At 41.7% G+C, this 22,025-nt stretch carries 15 protein-coding genes; 2 read left to right on the top strand and 13 right to left on the bottom strand.

What is annotated here, in order from left to right:
• Positions 1-383: 383 nt before the first annotated feature.
• Positions 384-1,445, bottom strand: a complete 1,062-nt coding sequence (locus N483_RS16490; protein WP_023399866.1) for a hypothetical protein — start codon at positions 1,443-1,445, stop codon at positions 384-386.
• A 648-nt stretch (positions 1,446-2,093) separates the two neighbouring features.
• Between N483_RS16490 and N483_RS16485 the strand changes: the two genes are divergently transcribed.
• Positions 2,094-3,812, top strand: coding sequence for an alkaline phosphatase D family protein (locus N483_RS16485; RefSeq protein WP_063383360.1), 1,719 nt, complete (start codon positions 2,094-2,096; stop codon positions 3,810-3,812).
• Positions 3,813-4,345: 533 nt separating this feature from the next.
• Here N483_RS16485 and N483_RS16480 read toward each other — a convergent pair.
• From N483_RS16480 to N483_RS16440, 8 genes are all read right to left on the bottom strand, one after another.
• A complete protein-coding gene (locus tag N483_RS16480) occupies positions 4,346-4,693 on the bottom strand; it encodes a hypothetical protein (RefSeq protein WP_023399863.1) in 348 nt (115 codons plus the stop codon).
• Positions 4,686-5,243, bottom strand: coding sequence for a hypothetical protein (locus N483_RS16475; RefSeq protein WP_023399862.1), 558 nt, complete (start codon positions 5,241-5,243; stop codon positions 4,686-4,688). The genes N483_RS16480 and N483_RS16475 overlap by 8 nt, the downstream gene beginning before the upstream one ends.
• Positions 5,244-6,132: 889 nt before the next feature.
• The gene (locus N483_RS16465) at positions 6,133-7,395 is read right to left on the bottom strand and encodes an AAA family ATPase (RefSeq protein ID WP_023399861.1); all 1,263 of its coding nucleotides are present in this window, start codon (positions 7,393-7,395) and stop codon (positions 6,133-6,135) included.
• Positions 7,392-8,030 carry an RNA ligase family protein gene (locus tag N483_RS16460; RefSeq protein WP_023399860.1) on the bottom strand — a complete coding sequence of 213 codons (639 nt, stop codon included), beginning with the start codon at positions 8,028-8,030 and terminating at the stop codon, positions 7,392-7,394. The genes N483_RS16465 and N483_RS16460 overlap by 4 nt, the downstream gene beginning before the upstream one ends.
• A 160-nt stretch (positions 8,031-8,190) precedes the next feature.
• Entirely contained in the window at positions 8,191-8,748 is a 558-nt protein-coding gene (locus N483_RS27520; RefSeq protein WP_023399859.1) for a low molecular weight protein tyrosine phosphatase family protein, read from the bottom strand.
• A 120-nt stretch (positions 8,749-8,868) separates the two neighbouring features.
• Positions 8,869-9,495, bottom strand: coding sequence for a peptide chain release factor H (gene prfH, locus N483_RS16450; RefSeq protein ID WP_023399858.1), 627 nt, complete (start codon positions 9,493-9,495; stop codon positions 8,869-8,871).
• On the bottom strand, positions 9,492-10,658 hold the full coding sequence (locus N483_RS16445; RefSeq protein ID WP_023399857.1) for an RNA ligase RtcB family protein: 1,167 nt from the start codon (positions 10,656-10,658) through the stop codon (positions 9,492-9,494). Before N483_RS16445 ends, prfH begins: the two co-directional genes overlap by 4 nt.
• Positions 10,659-11,489: 831 nt before the next feature.
• Positions 11,490-12,677, bottom strand: a complete 1,188-nt coding sequence (locus N483_RS16440) for an NAD(P)/FAD-dependent oxidoreductase (RefSeq protein WP_023399856.1) — start codon at positions 12,675-12,677, stop codon at positions 11,490-11,492.
• 366 nt (positions 12,678-13,043) lie between these two features.
• Between N483_RS16440 and N483_RS16435 the strand changes: the two genes are divergently transcribed.
• On the top strand, positions 13,044-15,176 hold the full coding sequence (locus tag N483_RS16435) for a S8 family peptidase (protein WP_023399855.1): 2,133 nt from the start codon (positions 13,044-13,046) through the stop codon (positions 15,174-15,176).
• A 442-nt stretch (positions 15,177-15,618) separates the two neighbouring features.
• Here N483_RS16435 and N483_RS16430 read toward each other — a convergent pair whose 3' ends face one another.
• From N483_RS16430 to prlC, 4 genes are all read right to left on the bottom strand, one after another.
• Complete coding sequence (locus tag N483_RS16430) at positions 15,619-17,541, bottom strand: methyl-accepting chemotaxis protein (protein ID WP_036976428.1); 1,923 nt, start codon at positions 17,539-17,541, stop codon at positions 15,619-15,621.
• A 169-nt stretch (positions 17,542-17,710) separates the two neighbouring features.
• Positions 17,711-18,478 carry a class I SAM-dependent methyltransferase gene (locus N483_RS16425; RefSeq protein WP_023399853.1) on the bottom strand — a complete coding sequence of 256 codons (768 nt, stop codon included), beginning with the start codon at positions 18,476-18,478 and terminating at the stop codon, positions 17,711-17,713.
• An 87-nt stretch (positions 18,479-18,565) separates the two neighbouring features.
• The gene (locus tag N483_RS16420) at positions 18,566-19,720 is read right to left on the bottom strand and encodes a response regulator (RefSeq protein ID WP_023399852.1); all 1,155 of its coding nucleotides are present in this window, start codon (positions 19,718-19,720) and stop codon (positions 18,566-18,568) included.
• Between the two features lie 122 nt (positions 19,721-19,842).
• The gene (gene prlC, locus N483_RS16415; RefSeq protein WP_023399851.1) at positions 19,843-21,888 is read right to left on the bottom strand and encodes an oligopeptidase A; all 2,046 of its coding nucleotides are present in this window, start codon (positions 21,886-21,888) and stop codon (positions 19,843-19,845) included.
• Between the last annotated feature and the right edge of the window lie 137 nt (positions 21,889-22,025).

Genomic DNA, 22,025 nt, shown 5'->3' with positions numbered 1-22,025 from the left:
GGAAGAATTTAGATTGGCCTAGAGCATTGAATAGATCGTATTTTTACACTCACGCATGAGACCGGGTACACAGAAAAAGTAATGCAAACAAGTTAGTTGCAAAGCTTCCAATAGTGCTTAATTAACGACAGATACACTTTACTCATAGAAAATCAAAGAACACCTAAAGTACCCAGCGCTTTAAAATTCTCCCTATATGGTCTGAAATACAAAGAGTGAGGCGCATTCAGGTGCCCAAAACATAAGTGTTCCACACTATGTTATGTTTTTATTTTTGATAAACAACCACAAGAGGAAGGTAATAGTTGTCTAACTAAACAATTGCAATTAAAAAAGCAGCAGATGATGACTGCCGCTTTTTCATCTTGAGTAAAAGGGTTAAATCAGCTGAGCTTTTCCAGCAAGCCTTCAAGTGCTTTATTCACTTGCTCGTGATCGTCCCAATCCAATGCTCCCCAATCAATGTTGGTATCGAGCGTAGATACATCCACAAAGAGCAGCTTTTTCAGCACATCTACTTGTGTAATCTTTTTAACGTTATATGACTTCACTTTTGCGCTAGCAGGCTTTTTACCAAATAACCGGGCAGCTATTTGCTCACCAATTTCTCGCTTGTCACCAACACCCAACATTTTTTTATCGTGCAGTGTTTTATATTCTTGCTCACACTCCAAAATAATCTTTTTAACTTTGACAAATGAAGCGCTTAAGCCATCCTCATAAGCTTGAATTACTTCAGGGTAGCGAGTCAGTACATTGTAGTTGTCAAACGCGCCCATAGAAACGCCCAAGTTTTTCGCTTTCTCTCTGACGGTTAACTTCTTTTCGCCAATTTTTAACCTTGCCTGATCAATACCTTCAATTTCTAACATTGCAGACAAGAAAGCTTGCAACTTACCGTATTGTGGCAAATCTTCACGACTGGCGTTTTCTTGAAATTGCTTAACTTTATAAAGCAAAGGCTTGGAGTCATACACTTTGAACTGCGCGGCATGGTCAAGGCCATATGTGTAAATCAAAGCAAAGAAGCGTCTGTGCCCTGTTAAAATTTGGTACTGGTTGTCTTCAAGAGGATAAACGGTAGGGACTTGGATAATTTCAGATACGGAAATGTTTTCGCCAAGCTCTATAATCGACTCAATAGATTGGTTCGCTTTGCGCCAATCACTCGTTCCATATTTTAAACAGTTGATGATGCAGTCTTTCCCTATGATCACCTTACCATCTGCTTCGTAAATTTCGACCAACTGGTTTTTAGACAACCTTCTTTCGACGAATAACCTTGCGTGCTCATTCTCGATAAACACGCATGGTAAAAAGCGCGCATTGGTTTCGTCTGGGGTAATTAAATTTAAAAATAGAGATTTATACTCAAAACTCTCACTGTGAAGTTTTTGGCTATTACTCAAAGTGGCTAAAATCAGGTCATCTCTACTACTAAACATCGTATCTCAAACTATTTTTATTGCGTTGGAAGATCATAACATACCTACAATTGGATGCCATATAGTTCATATAACCACAATTAACTATAAATACTTTAATAACTTAGGTTACTCTATTCTCGATCAAAAAATTAAACGAAAAGCAGCAACACGCCATCATTGATTGAAAAGTTGCAAATATACAACCAAAGACGACGCTGACAGGCCATTTTTTATCAAAAAAGCGAATTATACTCTGCTTAACTTACTAAGTTTTGCCAAGTTCAATTTGCCTCACAAAGTAGATAACGGTGTATCAAGGCTCCTGTGAATAGGCTTATGACTATATCTATAATTGGCGTGAAAAATGTATTACAGATGCTTACCCGGCCATTAACTTAACTCTTAGCTTTTCAGGGGAGAAGCTTAAATCCTGAACGCTTGCCAATGACACAGTCTGAATACCTGCTTGCATCCATGTATGGGAAAAAGTGACTATAATTTTTATGTAAGTAATACGTAGCGTTCTAGAGCCGTCTCAAAAACAACACACTGTACTTCAAAGCAGTGCCATCAACGATACAGCAGCGCTATCAAATTAAGTCACTCGGTAATGTAGGTTTTTTTGCAAAGTATCAGATTACTTTGCATAACAACAAAGGAATAACTATGACTCATCTACCATCTCCCAATCAATACGAATCATCCCTGCCCAAACTCAAGTCAATGTGTATAGTTGGGCACACAACAGACACCACCACCAAAATTTGGGTGAGGACATTTCAACCTGGTCAGTGGTGCTTAGTACTGGTGAATGAAGCAAATATTCAGCAAGTCAAAGGCACGCTGAATGCATTTACTTCTCATCCAGATGACGCTTGCTTTTCTGCATCAGGCATTGTCAAAGCCACATTAAACACAGATGAAAAATATGATAACTGTGAGTGTGTGACAATCGAAAACCTAACGCCAAATACCCGTTACTATTATTACCTGTTCGCCTATGGGGATACATATGACCAACTGCCGCGAAAAATAGAGCGTGGTATGGCCATCGAGCACGCATTTTGCACCGATGAAGCAAGCCCACATTGGCAGAACTTTAGTTTTGGCTTTTATAGCTGTCACGATCCTTTTGGCCACCGCTCTGTATCAGATGGGCTTTGGCCAGACTTTGGGGAAATACTAGAAGATAAAAACACCCGCTTTGTCATTGGCGGAGGCGACCAAGTATATTGCGATACCCACGGTAAACGCTCACGTCGGCAGGCTAAAAAACAAAAACCAATCATAGAAGATCTCTGGGTTTGGTTAAGCAAGCATAAAAATGACTTATACAACGCCTATATGGAAGGTGAGGAACTCAATACCGAAGGCGTGATCGACTACCTTGCGAAGCTCTATCGTATTTATTATCGAGTGTATTGGAATTTCGATTCGCTCAGAACCGTTTACTGTTCTTATCCGCAATACATGATGTGGGACGACCATGAGATTATGGATGGCTGGGGGTCGCTGACAAGGGATCAGAGAATAGATAAATTAAGCAACTTCTGGCAAGACGATGAAGATCACATTAATTCAAAAATCGCTAGATTAGCTTATCAAGCCGCTAAAAGAGCGTATTTGGACTACCAGCATTTACATAACCCAGATACCAATGTATCGAATAGACAATACGATATCGTAGACAAACAGCAACAGTGGGATTATGGCTTTACAAAGGGTCCCATTGGCGTTTATATGCTTGATACACGTTCTCATCATGATGTTGAACACCAAGCAGACGGTGCACGTTTGTTAGGGCCTGAGCAAATGACGCGCTTTTTACAATGGCTTAACACCACCGCAGCGAGTGGCGTAAAAGCCCTGTTTATTGTCACCGCCGTGCCAGTTGTGCATTGGAATGACACTGTTATGAACAACATGGATCTGCTATTAAAGATTTTTGGCGCGATGGATGATGCCATTGATGAGTGGGGTAACGAAACCAATATCACAGAGCGAAACAACCTGTTAGAGCAGATATTTAAAGCCTCACACGCCAATCAGATCCCCATTACTTTCTTAAGTGGTGATGTACACTGTTCATCAGCTTTCAAATTGAAGTCAACTAACTACAAATACGCCAAAGTAATGAACATCACCTCAAGTGCAATTTCACGCAAACCACCTCCTGCGATGGCCTCAGTCGCTATTGAAGGCAGCAAAAGTATGTACCGTTCGACCCATATAGAGGTAGAAAATGTGTTTGAAATGGCCGGGAAAAACAACTTCCTCGTGGTTGATGTTGAGAGCGAAAACAATAACTTGTCCATCAAAGCGAATATCTACTATGGCAAGCCCAATGATGATGAGTTGCAGAAGAAAGAGATAAAGATTGTGTGATGGGAGTGTTTTCGACATGTATTGCTGAGCAATCGCATTGCCGAAAATACCTTTATTGAGTTGTACTATCTACAAATTTATAAATATTAACAGGCTAGGGCTGAGTATCCTTCTAACTTTAACGAAGGCAAAGTAGCTTGATGAGGCCATATACAATAAAAGCTACTTTGAACCAAAAATTGTAATGGTAACGAAGACAATTTTAAGACTTTGTTTTGTATAAAAATGATAATGTCTTATCACTTAAAGTTATTTTATGAGGAGACTCAATCTCAAATATTTAATCGGTGTGCTCAGAGCAATACCCGAAATATAGAGCTAAAGACTAAAAAATATTGCTATAACTTGCTATGTCAGCTTTGATTGAATGTGTCTAGACAAGATCTGGTAGTCTCGCATAGTGCATAAGCAGTTGTTGCTAAAATCAGCGTCTCTGACCCCATTGATTAGCGTCTCTGACCCCATTGATTAGGCACTTAGAACCCAAAAAGCCACGAATGAATCGTGGCTTAAGCTACTATTTTATTAAAAAACTAGAGAGTCCGATTGACAAGGCTGCCAGCTAGACTGTAGTTTCTGCCGTGAATAATAGCAGCATGCGCACCAACACTAGTATTTCGGCCACTACACATAGTGTAAATCCAAAGGACAGCCTCAGCATTCGCTAGGCCACCACTAGATTTATTGAAGCAACTTCCTCTTTTTGCTTCCGCCCTCAAAATTGCAGCGCTGTTACGCCCTTGCTCAGTACGAGACAAAGAAGTGAAATGATAACCAACAGGCTCACCGTAATAGCTACCAGATGATCCACCCGACTCAGCGGCAATGGTAGCTCCGCTTGCCAAAAACAATGCTGCTATCGCTAAAGTTCTTTTAATCATTGTTCTGCACTCCTTTCTCAATCAGTTTATTTACGCAAAGACCCTTTTGGTCTAGAAGCCATTCCGTGCCGCCATTTTTCAAAATCGATTCTGCTGTTGTTGTTGTAACTTGCGTTATATTTGCTTCACTTACTACATTCAGCAAGCTAACAGGCAAACCGATTAATGCTTCACGCTGCTTTTGCTCTTCATAACTGTCTAAGCCATTCAAGGCATTGAAAAAGTACTTAACTGAAGCGGCAACATCGCTGATATCATAATTCACCAAATCCATACAAACTTTGGCTTCTCTTTGTGCGACATCTTGCTCAGCCTTTTCGATTGCAACTGCTGCTACATCTTGAATTTCACTATAGCTGGCAAACTTTGCATCTTTCGACATCGATTTAATCACTCTGAAAGTGAAGCGAGCATGCGCATCACTCATTTGCTCTACAGAAGCAATCGAGCTGTCAGGGTTTTCTATCGAAACATTCACTCTTGTATCACTTGCACTTGCCAACAAAGGCACACATACAAGCACTGGTATCATATGTTTTATTAATTTCATAATCTTTTCATTCCTTGAAATTTGGTGTATCCAAATTTCATCAGGTCCTTTTTTTAGATATTAATTAAACGCAGTTTTGCATACAATTTTGACGTTATATCCGCTATATATTTTAACAAAACCACACCGCAAATTAGTGCAAATAAAGAAATAAAAATATCAGTGCACCACATGCGGTAAATTATTAATCGCACACAAAATACCCAATGTAAATACAAAAAGATCAAAAAAAGAACATTTTATGACAAAATATACAAACCAAAGAACCCACGCAGTTTCAAAAAACAAAACAATAAAAACATGATAAATTAAAAAACAATAAAACAAACCAAAATAAAAAAAACAAACAGCCCCATACAAAACAGAAACATAAATAAAAACCATTAGATTCTTAATTTTTATTTTTTAAACAAATATAAGATTCCAATCAGAAATACAAAAACCACAAAGTCATAAAAATGAAATAATTTACACACTGACATTTTTATGTTTTTTAAACACCAATATATAAACCTTATTAGGCCAGATAAAAATAACTCTTAACTTTGCCAAAAAGGTATTAAATTGACTTATATTCTTTAAAAGCTCACTTACCGATTGATATGAAAGCCCTAATATAAGGTGAAAAACAATATTATTGCGGGTTATTTCAGCGGTGTACAATGCTAGGGTCGAAATGCTCAATTTGAATCACGACATTTACGATTCATAGCAGTAATGGCAAAGAACGAAAAGCTACCTGTTTAAACTTAGCAGCAGCTGTCGCCCTGCTAGGCAAATTTGCCTTAAAAAAATTAGCAGGAGATACATTGTTCTAAACGAAGCAAAGTTACCTAAACGATACCTTAGGTAACTTTGAATTTAGTAATATTGACTTTGAAGGAGGTAATTAGTTGAAGGTACCCTTTTTGTATAACTCTAAGCCATTGTCTCCAATGACCAAAAATCGATGACTTTCAGTGGGCCATGGCCATTCAAATCTACTCAACTGGCTAGATATAACATCATCACTAACAGCGTATCGACGATTTTGGTTATTCGCACGCAAGCTGTTTTCGGTCAGTTGAAAAGCGACAATAGTGACTAACGCGCCGTAGTTTTCACCTAATTCACAAATAACGTTTCTAAAATCTTTGCGAATATTTGTTGCGTCCCAAACCACGTTGCGTTTTCCTGCCAATGCTTTTTTCAATCGAGTTTTGGCCATTTGTAAAACTTGCCCTCGATTCTTTTGACATTCACGCTTTCCATTAAGCTCCTTTCGAATTTCATCGAGAGAGATTACTTCAAAACCATTTAAGTTCATCTCAATCCATGTCGATTTACCGCTGCCGCTAATCCCGCACATAACGAATAAGTTGCTGTACTTCTGACATGGTTCATAGTTTTTCGCAATAGCTTCTTCAACCGTATTAATCTGCCCATGTGAAAGCTGTTTAATTGCATAACCATCTAAAAATACTTGCTCAGATTGACAAGGTTTAAGCTGTATTTTGTCTAGATGAGGCTTAGATGGTTTCTTTCTCCCCCAAAGTTCATAGTCCTCAGCAAACAACCTAAACTGCTCAAGCAAATCAATTTGCGTATCCAAATCAGTGCATATTCGGCCTCTCATATCGGCTAATTCGAGCCAATATAAAAGTTCCAAATCAGCATTTAAAGATAATCGAAAGTAATCGCTGTAGTCTTGATTTTTTACCACCAAAAGTTTAGGTATTTGATGAAAGCCTACCAATCCCATAATTTGCATTATGGACTTGTGCGCAAGTGGCAATGCAACTAAACGCGTTGCCAAATAGCTAGCACCTATTTCTTCATGCTTAGACGCCACAACCCGTTCAACACCTGAAATTTCTTTCCGACGAGTAGTAAGCGGTTTAGCAATATCATGAAGTAAGGCTGACAAAATTAGTACTTGCCTTTGGGCCCCTTGAATATGGGTTGCCTCTGAAGATAGCAATGCATATAACTCCTGTAACACCATCTGTGTATGAATAGCGACATTGCCTTCCGCGTGCCATTCCTCATCCTGCTCTGTATTTTTGAACTCATCTAATAACGGAAAGTAGCTAGCTAAAAATGAACTACACTCTTCGAAATTAGGGGTATGCTCTAAGGCTAAGCTTTCTAACCATGTACTCAACTTTTTCACCTTAACCTCCTTTTTACGTCTTTCAGCCCATTAGGTATCACTTCAGCATGCATCCAGTGTTGATCCGTTGCCACGTGATTGGTTCTCACCCATTTCGAAACGCATTGAGCAAATTCATTAAAATGAAAGCTATCAGCCATTCGAACAACATAACCTTCCTGATGCTCAACATCTAAAGTGATATTGCGAATTGTCTGTTCACACCACAGGCCCACAAAAAGTTCTTTTGGTGTCACCAGACCTAGCTGATTAAAAAGCTGTTTACTATCTTCCCAACTTAAGCATTCATTTCTGTCATTCCATGCTGAAAAAGCCATGAAGTAACTAGTCAGCGCGTCATAGGCAATTGAGTGTCTTGCATAGAGGTTTTCGCCACAAATTCGCCACCCTGTTGGGATTTGATATCCGATTTCAGCTTGCAATGCTTTTACCCAAGCTCTCGATGGATGGAAGCGACTATCGATAGAGCGGGCATGCATGTAATCTGGATACAAAGTGGTGTTCTCGCCGTCCATTTTTTCCGTAACAACGACTATCTTGCCTTCAAAATGACTTAAGTCACCTTGGCGAATATCATCATTTGTTGCACCCGGTGACCAAGGTAAGTGAGGGGTGCGAGGGTATTTAACTCTCATAATATAAATCCATATCTATTTTATAAAACGCTAAGTAACTTGCTTAGCAGTCATTGAAATAGGCACAGCAAGCCCTCTCACACTTTTTATATTGCGAGATTGCTAATACGCTATGCTTTGATGGAATTACATCGTTCTACCCTCTAATAAATTGTTGGTTTTATAGTTCTGCTATTCCTAAATAGCCACCAACTGATTGCTTCATAATTTCAATTAATTCTTCATCCATATACTGATATTCGTCTGGAATATCGAGCACATGAATATCCTTGTAATCTAAAAGTCGAGTAAACTGAGCCTTTAAGCGACTTTTATGTTTTTCTTCCATAACAAAAATGACGTCAGCCCATTGAATGTCTTTGGCTGTTACAGTCCTGCGTGCTTTAGGACTCGTACCAGCCGATCTTACGGATACTTCAGGATGGTTTCTCCACACCTGCTCTCCAGTTGGACTGCGCCATTGGTTTCGGCTGCATATAAATAAAATGTTCGTCACTTTCCTTACCTCAAGCGGCAATTCACTATCCAATGTTTGCCTCAATGTTTTACTTGGGTAATCAATACCCAGTTGTTTAGCCCGCTTCAATTTTTCTGAACGGAGGTACATCAACTTCCAGTTCTTTTCCGAAACGAATTTTTTGTAGCACGCTTGCTTCTTTTTAGTTTCTTTATTTTTGCGTTTTGCTTGTCTCCAAGCCTTATTTCTAATGTTTTCCATACTAAACTCTCATCATTTAATCGGGATCAGCAGCCGCGATAATACGAAGAGGTTTAAAATCAATATGAAAGCCTTCAACGACTTCATAATTTGTTTGTGTCTAGTTCTTTAAGTGTTGCCCTAGCGAACTAGGGCAAACTTTTCTCCTTTAAATGTTCTTACCGGATTACCTCGTTCGAGTTCCCAATGCTGCTGCCAGCGCGCTTTTTCTTGAGAAGTCATTTGCTCTTGTTTTAGCATTTCCAACTTCTGAAAGAGCAGCACTTTAGCTAAGCGCTTGTTAGCATGCTGGCTACGTTCACTTTCAACACGAACTGAAATACCAGTTTCAGTGTGAATAGCACGTACAGCCGAGTCAGTTGTATTTACATGCTGACCACCAGCTCCCGATGCTCTGCACGTTTGAAACATCACGCCTATATCTAGTTTTGCTTCATTGACCTCGAACATTTGCCCACTGAAAAACCAATTTTTACGCTTATGCTTAGGTCGAAAGCTACTTTGACAGACCCACAACATAGCCCCTTGCCAAGAAAGGGCCAATTGCTTGGCTTTCTCTTCAAACGATGAATCCAGTTTTAATAGAGCTGACTTAAAACAACCCTTTTCATTGGCAGCAACTGCATCAACAACATCAAACTCAATGTTTTCAGCTCGACATTCCTTTTCAATAGCATTGACAGCTAAACCAATGGCCTTACAGCACTCAATCGGACCTTGTCCTGATGATAATTGCAGTAATATCATGATGAACAATCTCCATTGGTTTTAAATGTTAATACTGGTCGCAATTTAGCCACGACCTCGATCAACCCAGCATCAACCATATCGCTTATTACAGTTTCGCACTTTTTATAAGCTTGTGGCGCTTCGTCATACAGAAGCTCCTTATTACCACATACCACACGGCTGCCAAGTGCCGTACGATATAAGTCCTCTCGCTTATATTTATGTCCTAATCGGCCATGACACTCGCCGCGCTTCCATTTTCTACCTGCGCCGTGTGCCAACGAATAAAGGCTAGTAGTAGCGCTCTTATCAGCCTCCTCAATCGGCTTAACTAAATAACTGTAGTCACCTCGAGAACCCGGGATAACCACGTAACCTTGGTCACTCGGTGTTGCACCTTTTCTGTGTAACCAGCCTTGCTGACCGTCTATCTCTTTCGGTGAAACCAAGTTGTGATTCACATCCAAAGCGCACTCACCTTTAGCCCGAATTGCTTCAAGAAACCGCTTAGCAATGAATTCTCGATTTAGCTCGGCCCAGCGGACTGCTTCGTCATGCTTTTTCATGTAATCATTAAAATCTGCACTTTCAATAGATAAACCGTCATGGTTATGTATCGTCACATGATTTACCAAAATCGATTGGCCTAAACCTCTCGAACCTGAGTGCACAAGTAGCTGCAGATGCTTTTTGTTTAAGCCCAGTTCATCCAAGGCCGCTTGATCGTACACTTCATCAATCGCCTGAAACTCTGCAAAATGATTGCCACCACCGATTGTGCCTAATGCATGATCATAAGCATTAGTTGTAACACCATTTTCAGATTTTCTTGCTGCAACACTCTCAGTCCAGCTGTCGTCAAGCGGCAGCTCTACATGCTCAAACTTCTTAGTTAATTTATCTAAGTTCACCTTGGATACTTTTGCTGAAGTTTGCCAAAGCGACATACCGCAACCAATATCATTACCCACTAACGCTGGGTAAATTCTGTTGGTTGTAAAAAATGCGGCACCAATTGGATAACCTCTTCCAGGGTGTAGATCAGGCATGCCAGCTACTCGCTGCATACCCGTTAATTCTGATGTCTTAATTAGTTGTTGTACTGCTAGTCCTTCGATCCACGTATCTGCAGACGCAATTAGGCTAACGCTTTCAGTAATCTTTTGGACGGATTTGCCCATAATACCAATTCCTTTATCTTTGCTTTGAAAATAAGGATTTAAAACGAATAAACGTATTGGCAGATCTTTTTACACGGGTAAGAAACCGGGCGTAGCTTTATCAAAAAGCTAATACCTCAAAAAAGGGGTTTATTGAATAGCTTTCTGCTACTTATCGGATAAGACCTGCAAAGGATATTGATGTATTTTTCATGATTTTTACTCCTTTACAGTTAGTTGATAATTGATTAAGAGGCCGCATAGTAATCAAACAATAATCACAAGGCAATAACTATTTAATAAAATTTATCCCCCTGCGAAAATAACCACGATGAAATGGGCTAAGTTAAAACATCTCCTAATCAAAAGGGTCAGAGTCATTGATACTCCGATCAAAACAACCCTCAGACAATACCGCTTCCCCTTCTATCACCGCTGAAAATAAGCAGTTGAAGAGTAATGTGCACGCATGGATGCGTACAACGCCACGACTTCGCCAAGGAAGTTTTATCGGTACTTTTTAATATTTGTGTAAGTTTCACATTTCTCCTTGCGCAAAAGTAACTTTGCTTCGCAACATATACTTTGCACCTTCATCAAGTGATTTTTTGAAGTAGCAGCGTGAAGAGTTAGGGTGCTGGGAGAGCCCAAAGAGGAGCTAGCTCCTCTTTAGTTGTCGTCGCCAACACTGCAAAATGGTTTCTGACCTTCGTCAGGATGACAAGGGTAAGGCTCAAGCTGAATTTAAAACGCCAAGTTTAGAAATCAGATTCATTGATATGAAAATGAAATCATAGGTAGATTTTCTTAGTTCTCAGGTGAAAAACCTTGATTTTAATTAGCTAAAATCAACTAACACACCTGCCCGCACGCCCAGCCACTTGACCATGCGTATTGGAAGTTATAGCCGCCGAGCCAGCCGGTGACTTCGGTCACTTCGCCGATAAAGTACAGGCCTTTGGCTTTTTTCGCTTCAAACGTTTTAGAGCTCAATTCATTACTGTCTACGCCACCTAAGGTCACCTCAGCGGTGCGGTAACCTTCTGTACCGTTTGGTTTTATTTGCCAAGCGCTTAATGTGGCGGCAATGGTATCAATCTCACCGTGAGTTAGTTGGTTTGCAGGTTTATCTGGCACGCTGTTTTCATTGATCAGCGCTTCAACAAAACGCTTAGGTAAAAGCTGTCCTAGTAGGTTTTTTACCGACTTTTGACCTTGGTTTTGACGCCAATCATGGAGCAGATCGGTCACGTTTGTATCTGGTAATAAGTTGATACTGACGGCCTGCCCTGCTTGCCAAAATGACGATATCTGTAATATTGCTGGGCCGGATAACCCTCGGTGAGTAAAGAGAATATTTTCTCTAAATTGGGTGCCATCTTCACTGGTGACTAAACTGTCGACACTGATCCCGGACAAGCCTTCAAAACGCGCTTTGTCGTGATCATGTAAAGTAAATGGCACCAAAGCCGCAGTTGTTGGCAGTAGCTTTAAACCAAACTGTTCTGCAATTTTGTAACCAATGGGGGTTGCACCAAGCTTAGGCATAGTTAATCCACCCGATGCGACGACTAAAGATGTACAACTAAATGTTTGCTCTGATGTTGTTACTATATATAAGCCTTGTTCATCGCGCTCAACATTAAGCACTTCATTGCGCAAAAAGATTTCAACGCCGGCCCATTCGCACTCAGTCTTCAAAATATCAACAATATCTTGTGCACTATTATCACAAAAGAGTTGGCCCAATGTTTTATGGTGATAATTTAAGCCATGACGGTCCACCAGCTCAATAAAATCATGCTGGCTATAACGGCTCAAACTGGATTTTACAAAGTGAGGATTGGCACAGAGGTAGTTTTCTGGCGCGGCATTTTCATTGGTAAAATTGCAACGGCCACCGCCACTTATGAGAATTTTTCTTCCCACTTTTTTACCCATATCAACAATAGCGACCTTGCGGCCTCTGTAACCAGATTGTGCCGCACACATTAATCCTGCGGCGCCCGCACCAATAATCACCACGTCAAATTGCAACATTGTATACTCTGAAACGAAAAACTTATGTCGCAATTATAACTTTTTTTAAGCTTAGATGGGAGTTTATAGTTCAAAACACAACCAAAAAGACATATTTTTATCACTTTTTAGAATATGAGATAAATCATTTACATTTTTTTACATAGAAAAATAGATTATTCTTTAACCGAGAATATTTTGAAAAATTTTAATAAAAACATAATGATACTGTAATAAAGAAGCCTTTTATCCATCCGCTTATAACCAAATTAATAGTGTAAATAACAAAACAATACTTTCACACAAATCACAACAAGTTTACGTTTGTTAACCACTTGGCATGGAGAAGTTGCCGAGAAAAACAACAAGTAAAACAAGGGTAAAAAAATGACAACAGGAAATTTTAAATTAGCAGCACTTTCAATGGCTGTGACGGGATTACTTTCAGCAAACGCAGCAATGGCTATGCCAGAAGGTGTTAACACACAAGTTGAGTCATTCGGACCAGCAGTGCCAAGTCAAGCTCAAATCGCACAAAAATTAGAATCACAAAGCGGTTTCGGTACTCAGTTCATCATCAAATATAAAAACAACAACAATGACATCATGTCACTATCAAGTGCTGATGCATCACCAGCAATGATGAACACTCGCGCTCGCAGTTTCGTATCAGGCTTCAACAGCAAGCGTGCAGCTGCTAAAGCACAATACGTTCGTCCTATGGCACTGTCTAACCACCACGTAATGCGTGCAGACAAAAAGCTAAGTGCAGCAGAAACACAAAAATTCATGCAGGACATGATTGCATCTGGTAACGTTGAGCACATCGAAGTTGACCAAATGCTACAGCCATTCGCTGTTCCAAATGATCCTAGCTACAGTTCACAATGGCACTACTTCGAAGCAGCGGGCGGTATCAATGCTCCGGCAGCTTGGGATAAAGCAACAGGTAGCGGTGTAGTAGTAGCAGTACTAGATACTGGTTACCGTCCACACGCTGACTTAAACCCAAATATCCTGCAAGGTTATGACATGATCTCTAACCTGTCAGTTGCAAACGATGGTGGCGGTCGTGATAGCGATGCACGTGACCCGGGTGATGCAGTTACTGCAAACGAATGTGGTTACACACACAGCGCACGTAACTCAAGCTGGCACGGTACTCACGTTGCAGGTACTGTTGCAGCAGTGACTAACAACGGCGAAGGCGTTGCTGGTGTTGCTTACGATTCAAAAGTTGTTCCTGTTCGTGTACTTGGTAAGTGTGGTGGTTTAACATCTGATATTGCTGACGGTATCATCTGGGCATCAGGTGGTTCTGTTTCTGGCGTGCCTGCAAACGCAAACCCTGCTGATGTTATCAACATGAGTTTAGGTGGCAGCGGTGCATGTAGCTCTACAACACAAAGTGCAATCAACCAAGCTCGTGCAAACGGCACTGTGGTTGTAATCGCAGCAGGTAACGACAACGACAATGCAAACAACTACAACCCAGGTAACTGTTCTGGCGTAGTAAACGTTGCATCAGTTGGCCGTAACGGTGGTCGTGCTTACTACTCTAACTACGGTACTTCTATTGATGTTGCAGCACCAGGTGGCGCACAAAGTTTCGCAAACGACCCAGAAGGTATCCTTTCAACTTATAACTCTGGTAGCAACACACCTGTGAGCGATAGCTACAGCTACTCACAAGGTACTTCAATGGCTGCACCTCACGTTGCAGGTATTGCGGCACTAATCAAACAAGCTAAGCCTACTGCTACACCAGATGAAATCGAGTCTATCCTAAAAGATACAACGCGTAGCTTCCCTGCAACGTGCACAAACTGTGGTACAGGTATCGTTGATGCAAACGCAGCTGTTGATAAAGCGCTTGGCAATGACAACACAAACCCAGGTGACAACGTACTTGTAGACGGTGAAGCTAAAACAGGCCTAAGTGGTGCGAAGAATGCTGAAGCTTTCTTCACTTTCGAAACACCAGCTGGCGCAAGCAAAGTGACTTTCACAATGAGTGGTGGCACAGGTGATGCTGACCTATATGTAAGAGCTGGTTCTAAGCCTACAACAAGCACTTATGACTGTCGTCCTTACGAAAGTGGTAACAACGAAGTATGTACAATTGACAATCCATCTGGCACATATCATGTGATGATGCGCGGTTATGCTGCATACAACGGTGTAAGCTTAGTGGCAAATACTGAAAGTTCAGGTACTCAACCTGGCGGTATCACAGAGACTAACCTATCTGCTTCAACTGGCAACTGGAGTCGTCACCAAGTGACTGTTCCTGCTGGCATGTCAAGCCTAACGGTTAAAATCTCAGGTGGTTCAGGTGATGCTGACCTTTATGTAAATCCAGGCAGCGCTCCTTCTACTTCAACTTATCAGTGTCGTCCTTACGAAAGTGGTAACGTAGAAACTTGTACTATTACAAACCCAGCAGCTGGTGTTTGGCACTTTGGTATTCGCGCTTACCGTACTTTCTCTGGTGTAACACTAGACGCACAGTACAAATAATCCCTAGTACTTAAGTAACAACACAAAGCCGGACTCGCACCGGCTTTTTATATATCCGCGTTATGCCTCAATACTGAGGCATAAAAAAGCCAAACATCCGTTTGGCTTTTTGCTTTAATAGTTAGATCGATTCAGTTATCAAACTAAGCAGGCTATAGCCAGTCCCATTTGTGTGTTCCAAACAATTGCCAATTTACTTACATACAGCTTTATTGATCCTGTTTATCAACCAAAGCTATCTCTACCACATTTATTCGTACTTACCCGACTTATTCTACCAGAGACACTGTACAAATCATTCTTAGTGCTTAACTAACAGCACAAATCCGGGCTTCACGTCGTCTTTTTATATCCGCACTATGATTCCAAAGCTCGGCATAAAAAAGCCAAACATATGTTTGGCTTTTTGCTTACTCTCACGTTAATAGTCAAACTAACCTTGCTATAAACCCAAGCTTGCTCTTATCTGTGCCATTTGCTGTTCCAGGCTTTGTTGTATTTGGTTTATTTGTTGGTTTGAGCCACTTACTTGCTGCTTCATTGATGCCATTGAACTGCTAAAGCTATCGACCAGCTCAGTTTGTTGATTGGTCAATGCCATGGCATCTGCCGCAACTTGGCTTGCCCCCTGTGCACGCTCAGCGACCCCTTCAGAATTGCGTTTTAACTCTTGAGCATGATTGGTTTGTTGCTGCGCCTCTGATGCCAGCGCGCTTATCTGGTTAGATACCTTGCTGGAGTTATCACTTAATATATTCAGTTGTGCATTGATATCCGTCAGTGAATCTTGTGTTTGTCTGGCAAGCTTTCTCACCTCATCGGCGACCACAGCAAACCCTCGACCATGTTCACCAGCACGTGCCGACTCAATCGCAGCATTGAGCGCTAGTAGGTTTGTTTGCTCCGCAATGGTGTGGATCATTTCGATGACTTTACCCACATCTTCAACCCCAACTAAGAGTTCATTTAGACTGATCAAACCTTGGTCAACACGATCTTGAGTACTTGAACTGGCTTTAAGCATCGACTCAGCAAAACCCACACTTTGGGTCATCGCGTTATAGGTGTCACTGGCATTATCAGCAACTTGCTGGTTGATATTGCTGGCCTCAAAACCTATCGATTTGATTTCATCAAGTTGCAACTGGTTGTGTTCAACCTGCTCATAAGTATGTTCTGATTGCTGACTAATGCTGGCCAAATTGCTGTTCATGTCTTGCATAAAGTCGTTGATCACTTGCAGCATTTGCTCACGCTCTTGGGCCTCAATACGTTGCCTTTCAATCAACTGATTAAAGTACTGTGCAATTTCACCCACTTCGGTATTAGCACGCTTGCACTTGATCTGCTTAAGCTCATTACTCTCAATCAAAAACGCAAACCCATCTCGTAAATTACGCAGTGGCGTAAGCACTTGGCTAAACTGTACCCAGTAAACACCTACCGCTAAAAGCACCAATAAACCTATCGCTGCACCAAAGATGGTAAAGACTTGTGACTTGAGTTCTGTCTGGCGGTGTTTTAGCTGCTCACCAGCCGCAAGCATTAGAGTAGACAGACGTTTGATGTCATCTCGTAAAGCAGATATTCCCTGCTGTCTCTGCTGTGCTTGGCGCAAGGTGTTTTCTAAGTCTCGGCTAAATCGATTCGGCCAACTGGTCAGCTCGGATTTGATCTCTTGACCAAGGTCCTCAGGCTCTTCGCCCAAAAATAATTCGTCCTCGTCTACTTCAGCCATTACGCCGAGATCATCTAAACGCTCTATCTTAGCGGCTAAATTTTGCAATCGATTGAGAGATTGATGCAAGCTTTGTTGAGTGGCCTTATCGTAATGTAAAACCAACTGATAGGTATAAATGCTTAAATTGGTGGTCTCAAAATAATAGTCAGACGCCAGCGAGTAATATTGCTCACCAAGCGAATGACCTTGAGCCTGTGCAACATAATTCATCAATGACGACGCAGAGCCAGCCATTTGTCTCAGCGCATTATCTAATAGCGCCAGTTCATTGCCTGATAGTTTACCAAGTGCACGATATTTACCCTGAATGTCGCCATTGAGCGCATCGAGCTGCTCTTCCATATCCGTCATCACATCACTGGACATGGTTGCCAAGTGCTGGTTTTTAATCGTGCTGATATGTTCACTGGCTTGATTTAAATACAGGCTGTCACCTGAGCTCAGGTAGTCCTCGATGGTCCCTGCCAAATCAATCAAAACCGTATTTTTAAGCTGAGTATATGCGCTATCTTGCTGATCTAGCTTACTAAAAACCTGACTCGCCCAAAATAAGGTCGCCGCAAGAATAATACTGGCAATAGCCAGCAAAACCGCCAGCAGCCGGGTAAAAGATGAAACACGCATATGTACTACAAACCCCAAAAAGTGAATTTCGGGCTCAGAGTATTAACCTTTTATGACAGTTTGATGTAACTTGTATACTAATCACTCAATCGAACGTAAAAGCATACTTTTTTAGTATGCTTTTTGTGTACAAAATTTCATGCTTAAGTTTTGAACTAATTGGAAGAGGTTATTTCATTGCCGCATTCACATAAACATCAAAGCGGTTTTTCTTGGTGGTAATTTGCATGCTAGGCGTATGCGTATTTAAAAACGGCGCATAATCAGGACGCTTGACGACCACTCGCTTGGTCGCTAGCTGCATCGCAAAAGGCAGTAGCGCGTCAGCATCGTTGTCAGCCCCAACCAATGACTGAAACACGCGCATTTCTTTTTTTACCTGTGCTGACTTTTCGCGATGTGGAAACATCGGGTCCAAATACACCACATCCGGCTTACTTTCTTCATTTTGCATTGCTTGCTCTAGCAATTCATGACTTGATCCATATGCAATGTGCATATTTTCCTGCATCCATGTGCCTATCTCCGAGTCTTGATACGCACGCTGTAAACCGTCATATAGCAACGCAGCAACCACAGGGTGCCTTTCATGCATCAACACTTTGCAGCCCAGTGATGCCAACACAAAGGCATCTCGGCCAAGGCCAGCTGTGGCATCTAGCACTTTGGGTGTAACCCCTTTATTCAGCCCCACCGCTTTTGCAATCGCCTGTCCTTTACCACCACCGAATTTACGCCTATGGGCACTGGCCCCGGTGACAAAGTCAACTCGGATAGCACCTAGTTTGGGCTCGTCTTTTTTAAACAACGCCAGGCCTTCTTCGTCATAAACCAATCGAAACTCCTCTTCGAGTGCTTTATGTTCATCTAGCTCAAAGCGTTTTGTTAGATCATCTAAATAAGGACGGTTTTCGATAAATGGCGTGTGAATATGCAACTGCAGGCTCCTGTCGTTTAAGCCTGCAGATTATATCGTTTAATTAAGTAAAAAAGAATGCGAGAGACACTCTGTGTTGTCATCTACTTAAAACAACTCAATATCAGTTTGTGCGGGCACGTCATCTTCGCCCCAGGGTTTAGCCATTTGATTTAAGCTTTGGATCAACTCTTGCCGCACTTGCGTGATCTCTCCAAGCTTGTAACGAATAATAGAAAACTCATCATTCACAAATAAAAAGTGCTCACATAAATGCTCAAGGGAGTTGCGGTGCTCTTCGCTCAATGCCGATTTTACAGCTTCATCTTTTACAAATGCTTCCAGCTCCGTAATTTTGCCGCCGTATACCTCACCTATCCCACTGAGCTGCTCGCTGAGCTGTGAAAATGCCAGACCAATCTCCTCTACTTTATTAAGGGCCACTTCACTGACTTCCATATCTTTAATCTTGGCATTTGTCGCCTCTAAAATATGTGGCAGTAAATCTTTAAATCGGCCATAAAGCGCAGGGTCATCAGTGGGCATATTTTTAATTAACAAAGAGACTTTTGGATAATTGATGATGGTACGCCTGCCAAAATCAACAAATCGGCTGCCATCTTTATTGGTTTCTAATAATTCTTGCTCAATAGGCTGAATAGCCCCCTCTTGCGAGAAAAACACCGCTTGATTGTGATACCAAAACGCCAGCGCTACCTCTAAATGCAAAGGGGTAAAAAACTCTAAAAAATATTCGGATAACGTATTGAGATCGTGAGCATGATATGACTGGCCGACATACCGCATAATACGCCCCATATCACCAGAGTCAGTCATGGCAATTTCTGCGGTGATCTGCGCGCGCTGCATGTCTTGCTTTAACGCCACGGATTGTCGGCGGTAATCATCAAGGACTTTGATCCGCGCAAGTAGCTCGGAGCCTTCAAACGGTTTCACAATATAATCAGCAGCCCCTGCATTGTACCCTCGCATGCGCTCACTGATATCAGACTTGGAAGATAAGAACATGACAGGGATATCCGCGGTGTGCTCACCCGTTTTTAAGCGTTCGCACACTTCAAATCCCGACATTCCCGGCATTTCCACATCAAGCAGAATAATATCTGGTTGATATTTTATTGCTAACCTTAAGCCTTGCTCGCCATTTTTAGCGTGGATCAATTTGCAGTGTTGCGACAGTGACTGCTCGATAACATGGTGAATGAGCTTGTCATCGTCAATGGCAAGCACTAAATTTGTCATATGGCTTTCCCTACAAGATCAGGTCTTTACCAAAGCATAGACGGAACTGCTTATTTTGCGAGTGCAAAAACAACAAAGCGCCTAAACAGGCGCTTTGTGGTGATTAACTGAAATGCAAAGGCTTAGGCTGCTTGACCTATACCACTGTGGCGTAACAGTGCGTCGACCTGTGGTGCTCGGCCTCTAAAACGTTGGAATAACACCATTGGCTCTTCAGAGCCTCCCATTTCGAGGATGTTTTCCATAAACTCTCTGCCCGTTTGCGAGTTAAAGATCCCTTCTTCTTCAAAACGTGAGTAAGCATCCGCTGACAACACTTCAGCCCATTTGTAGGAGTAGTAACCCGCACTGTATCCACCAGCAAATATGTGGCTAAAGCTGTGCTGAAAACGATTAAACTCAGGCGCTTTAATGATCGCGATTTGCGCTCTTACTTGATCCAGTCTCGCTTGGATTTGACATGCTTCCCCCTGCTGGTAATCAGCATGGATATGGAAATCAAATAGCGAAAACTCAATTTGTCTTAACATTTGCATGGCTGACTGATAATTTTTTGCCGCCAGTAACTTATCTAGTAGCTCTTTAGGTAGCGGCTCGCCAGTTTCGTAATGCCCAGAAATAAAGCTCAGTGCCTCTTCTTCATAACACCAGTTTTCGAGGAATTGACTTGGCAACTCGACGGCATCCCACGCAACACCGTTAATACCAGCAACCGCTGGCGCATCAATTTGCGTAAGCATGTGGTGAATACCATGACCAAATTCGTGGAACAAAGTGGTGACTTCATTGTGGGTGAATAATGCAGGTTTATCACCTACCGCTTTGTTGAAATTACAGACCAAATAAGCAACAGGAGTTTGTAAAGTACCGTCAGTCAATGTGCGACGCCCCATACAATCATCCATCCAAGCACCGCCACGCTTATGCTCGCGCGCATATAGGTCTAAATAAAAGTGACCGCGCAGCTCACCCGATTTATCATGAATGGCAAAGAAGCGTACGTCCTCATGGTAGCTATCAAAGTCGTTTACTTCTGAAACTTTGATGCCAAATAGACGATTGACGGTTTCAAATAAACCACTTAAAACACGGTCCGCAGGGAAGTATGGGCGCAGTAGCTCATCTGAAATTGCGTACTTAGCTTGTTTTAACTTCTCGCCATAGTAGCCATAATCCCACGCTTCTAATTGCTCAACTTGATGCTCTTTTTGCGCAAATGCTCTTAGCTCATCCACTTCTTGTTGTGCTTGAGGTTTAGATTTTTTAGCTAGATCATTTAAAAACTCAAATACTTGCGCTGGCGTTTCAGCCATTTTAGTCGCCAGTGATTTATTGGCATAGCTCTCAAAGCCGAGAAGTTGTGCCAGTTCATGACGCAGTGCAAGCGCCTCACTCATGATCTCAGAGTTATCAAATTCATTGGCGTTAGGGCCTTGATCAGATGCACGCGTCACAAATGCGCGATACATTTGCTCTCTCAGCGAGCGGTTATCCGCATAGGTCATAATTGGTAAATAAGATGGAATATCTAACGTGAATACCCAGCCTTCTAGCTCTTTGGCTTGTGCGGTGTGCGCGGCAAGTGCCAGTGCCGACTCAGGTAAACCACCTAACTCTGCCTCGTCAGTAACATGTAGGTGCCATGCTTGAGTTGCATCCATCACGTTGTTACCAAATTTAGCGCCTAGCTCTGAAAGCTTCGCGCTAATTTCACCGTAACGTTTTTGACCTGCATCATCGAGTGCAATACCCGACAATTTAAAATCACGCAGTGCGTTGGTAATGGTTTTTTGCTGCGCAGTGCTCAAGTCTGCAAAGTCATCGCTTTGTTGTAGCGAGAGATAAGCTTTGTATAAACCTTGGTGCTGACCAACATAGGTCGAGTACTCAGAGATTAGAGGCAAACACTCGTCGTATGCTTTTCTTAGTTCTTCATTATTTACAACGGAGTGCATGTGAGACACAGGGGACCACATTTTAGACAACTTATCGTCTGCGTCTTCAAGAGGCTGAACAAAGTTTTGCCAAGTACATTGTGGTTGTTCAAGCACCTTATCTATGGTTTCACGACAATGCTCAATCGCCGCTTTTAGGGCTGGTACAACGTGCTCAGGCTTTATTTTCGAAAATGGCGGTAATCCTTCAAGGCCAATTAATGGGTTGCTCATAGTGTCTCTCTTAATTTTTTATTTCCTGAATAAACTTGAAATAAGGGCTAATAGCGCAAATACAAGTAAAACTTACTAATCTAGTTGAAAGTTATGACGTATATAAGCTGTCATATCAAGACTAGTTCAGCGAATTC

Source organism: Pseudoalteromonas luteoviolacea NCIMB 1944 (assembly GCF_001625565.1).
GTDB lineage: Bacteria > Pseudomonadota > Gammaproteobacteria > Enterobacterales > Alteromonadaceae > Pseudoalteromonas > Pseudoalteromonas luteoviolacea_F.
Note: the sequence above shows the minus strand (reverse complement) of the source record. Positions and strands in the feature narration are given on the sequence as shown.

What these genes read in the sequence shown, in the direction of transcription:
- N483_RS16490 (WP_023399866.1), bottom strand. Translation starts at nt 1,445, where the DNA reads ATGTTTAGTAGTAGAGATGACCTGATTTTAGCCACTTTGAGTAATAGC.
- N483_RS16485 (WP_063383360.1), top strand. Translation starts at nt 2,094, where the DNA reads ATGACTCATCTACCATCTCCCAATCAATACGAATCATCCCTGCCCAAA.
- N483_RS16480 (WP_023399863.1), bottom strand. Translation starts at nt 4,693, where the DNA reads ATGATTAAAAGAACTTTAGCGATAGCAGCATTGTTTTTGGCAAGCGGA.
- N483_RS16475 (WP_023399862.1), bottom strand. Translation starts at nt 5,243, where the DNA reads ATGAAATTAATAAAACATATGATACCAGTGCTTGTATGTGTGCCTTTG.
- N483_RS16460 (WP_023399860.1), bottom strand. Translation starts at nt 8,030, where the DNA reads ATGAGAGTTAAATACCCTCGCACCCCTCACTTACCTTGGTCACCGGGT.
- N483_RS27520 (WP_023399859.1), bottom strand. Translation starts at nt 8,748, where the DNA reads ATGGAAAACATTAGAAATAAGGCTTGGAGACAAGCAAAACGCAAAAAT.
- prfH (WP_023399858.1), bottom strand. Translation starts at nt 9,495, where the DNA reads ATGATATTACTGCAATTATCATCAGGACAAGGTCCGATTGAGTGCTGT.
- N483_RS16445 (WP_023399857.1), bottom strand. Translation starts at nt 10,658, where the DNA reads ATGGGCAAATCCGTCCAAAAGATTACTGAAAGCGTTAGCCTAATTGCG.
- N483_RS16440 (WP_023399856.1), bottom strand. Translation starts at nt 12,677, where the DNA reads ATGTTGCAATTTGACGTGGTGATTATTGGTGCGGGCGCCGCAGGATTA.
- N483_RS16435 (WP_023399855.1), top strand. Translation starts at nt 13,044, where the DNA reads ATGACAACAGGAAATTTTAAATTAGCAGCACTTTCAATGGCTGTGACG.
- N483_RS16430 (WP_036976428.1), bottom strand. Translation starts at nt 17,541, where the DNA reads ATGCGTGTTTCATCTTTTACCCGGCTGCTGGCGGTTTTGCTGGCTATT.
- N483_RS16420 (WP_023399852.1), bottom strand. Translation starts at nt 19,720, where the DNA reads ATGACAAATTTAGTGCTTGCCATTGACGATGACAAGCTCATTCACCAT.
- prlC (WP_023399851.1), bottom strand. Translation starts at nt 21,888, where the DNA reads ATGAGCAACCCATTAATTGGCCTTGAAGGATTACCGCCATTTTCGAAA.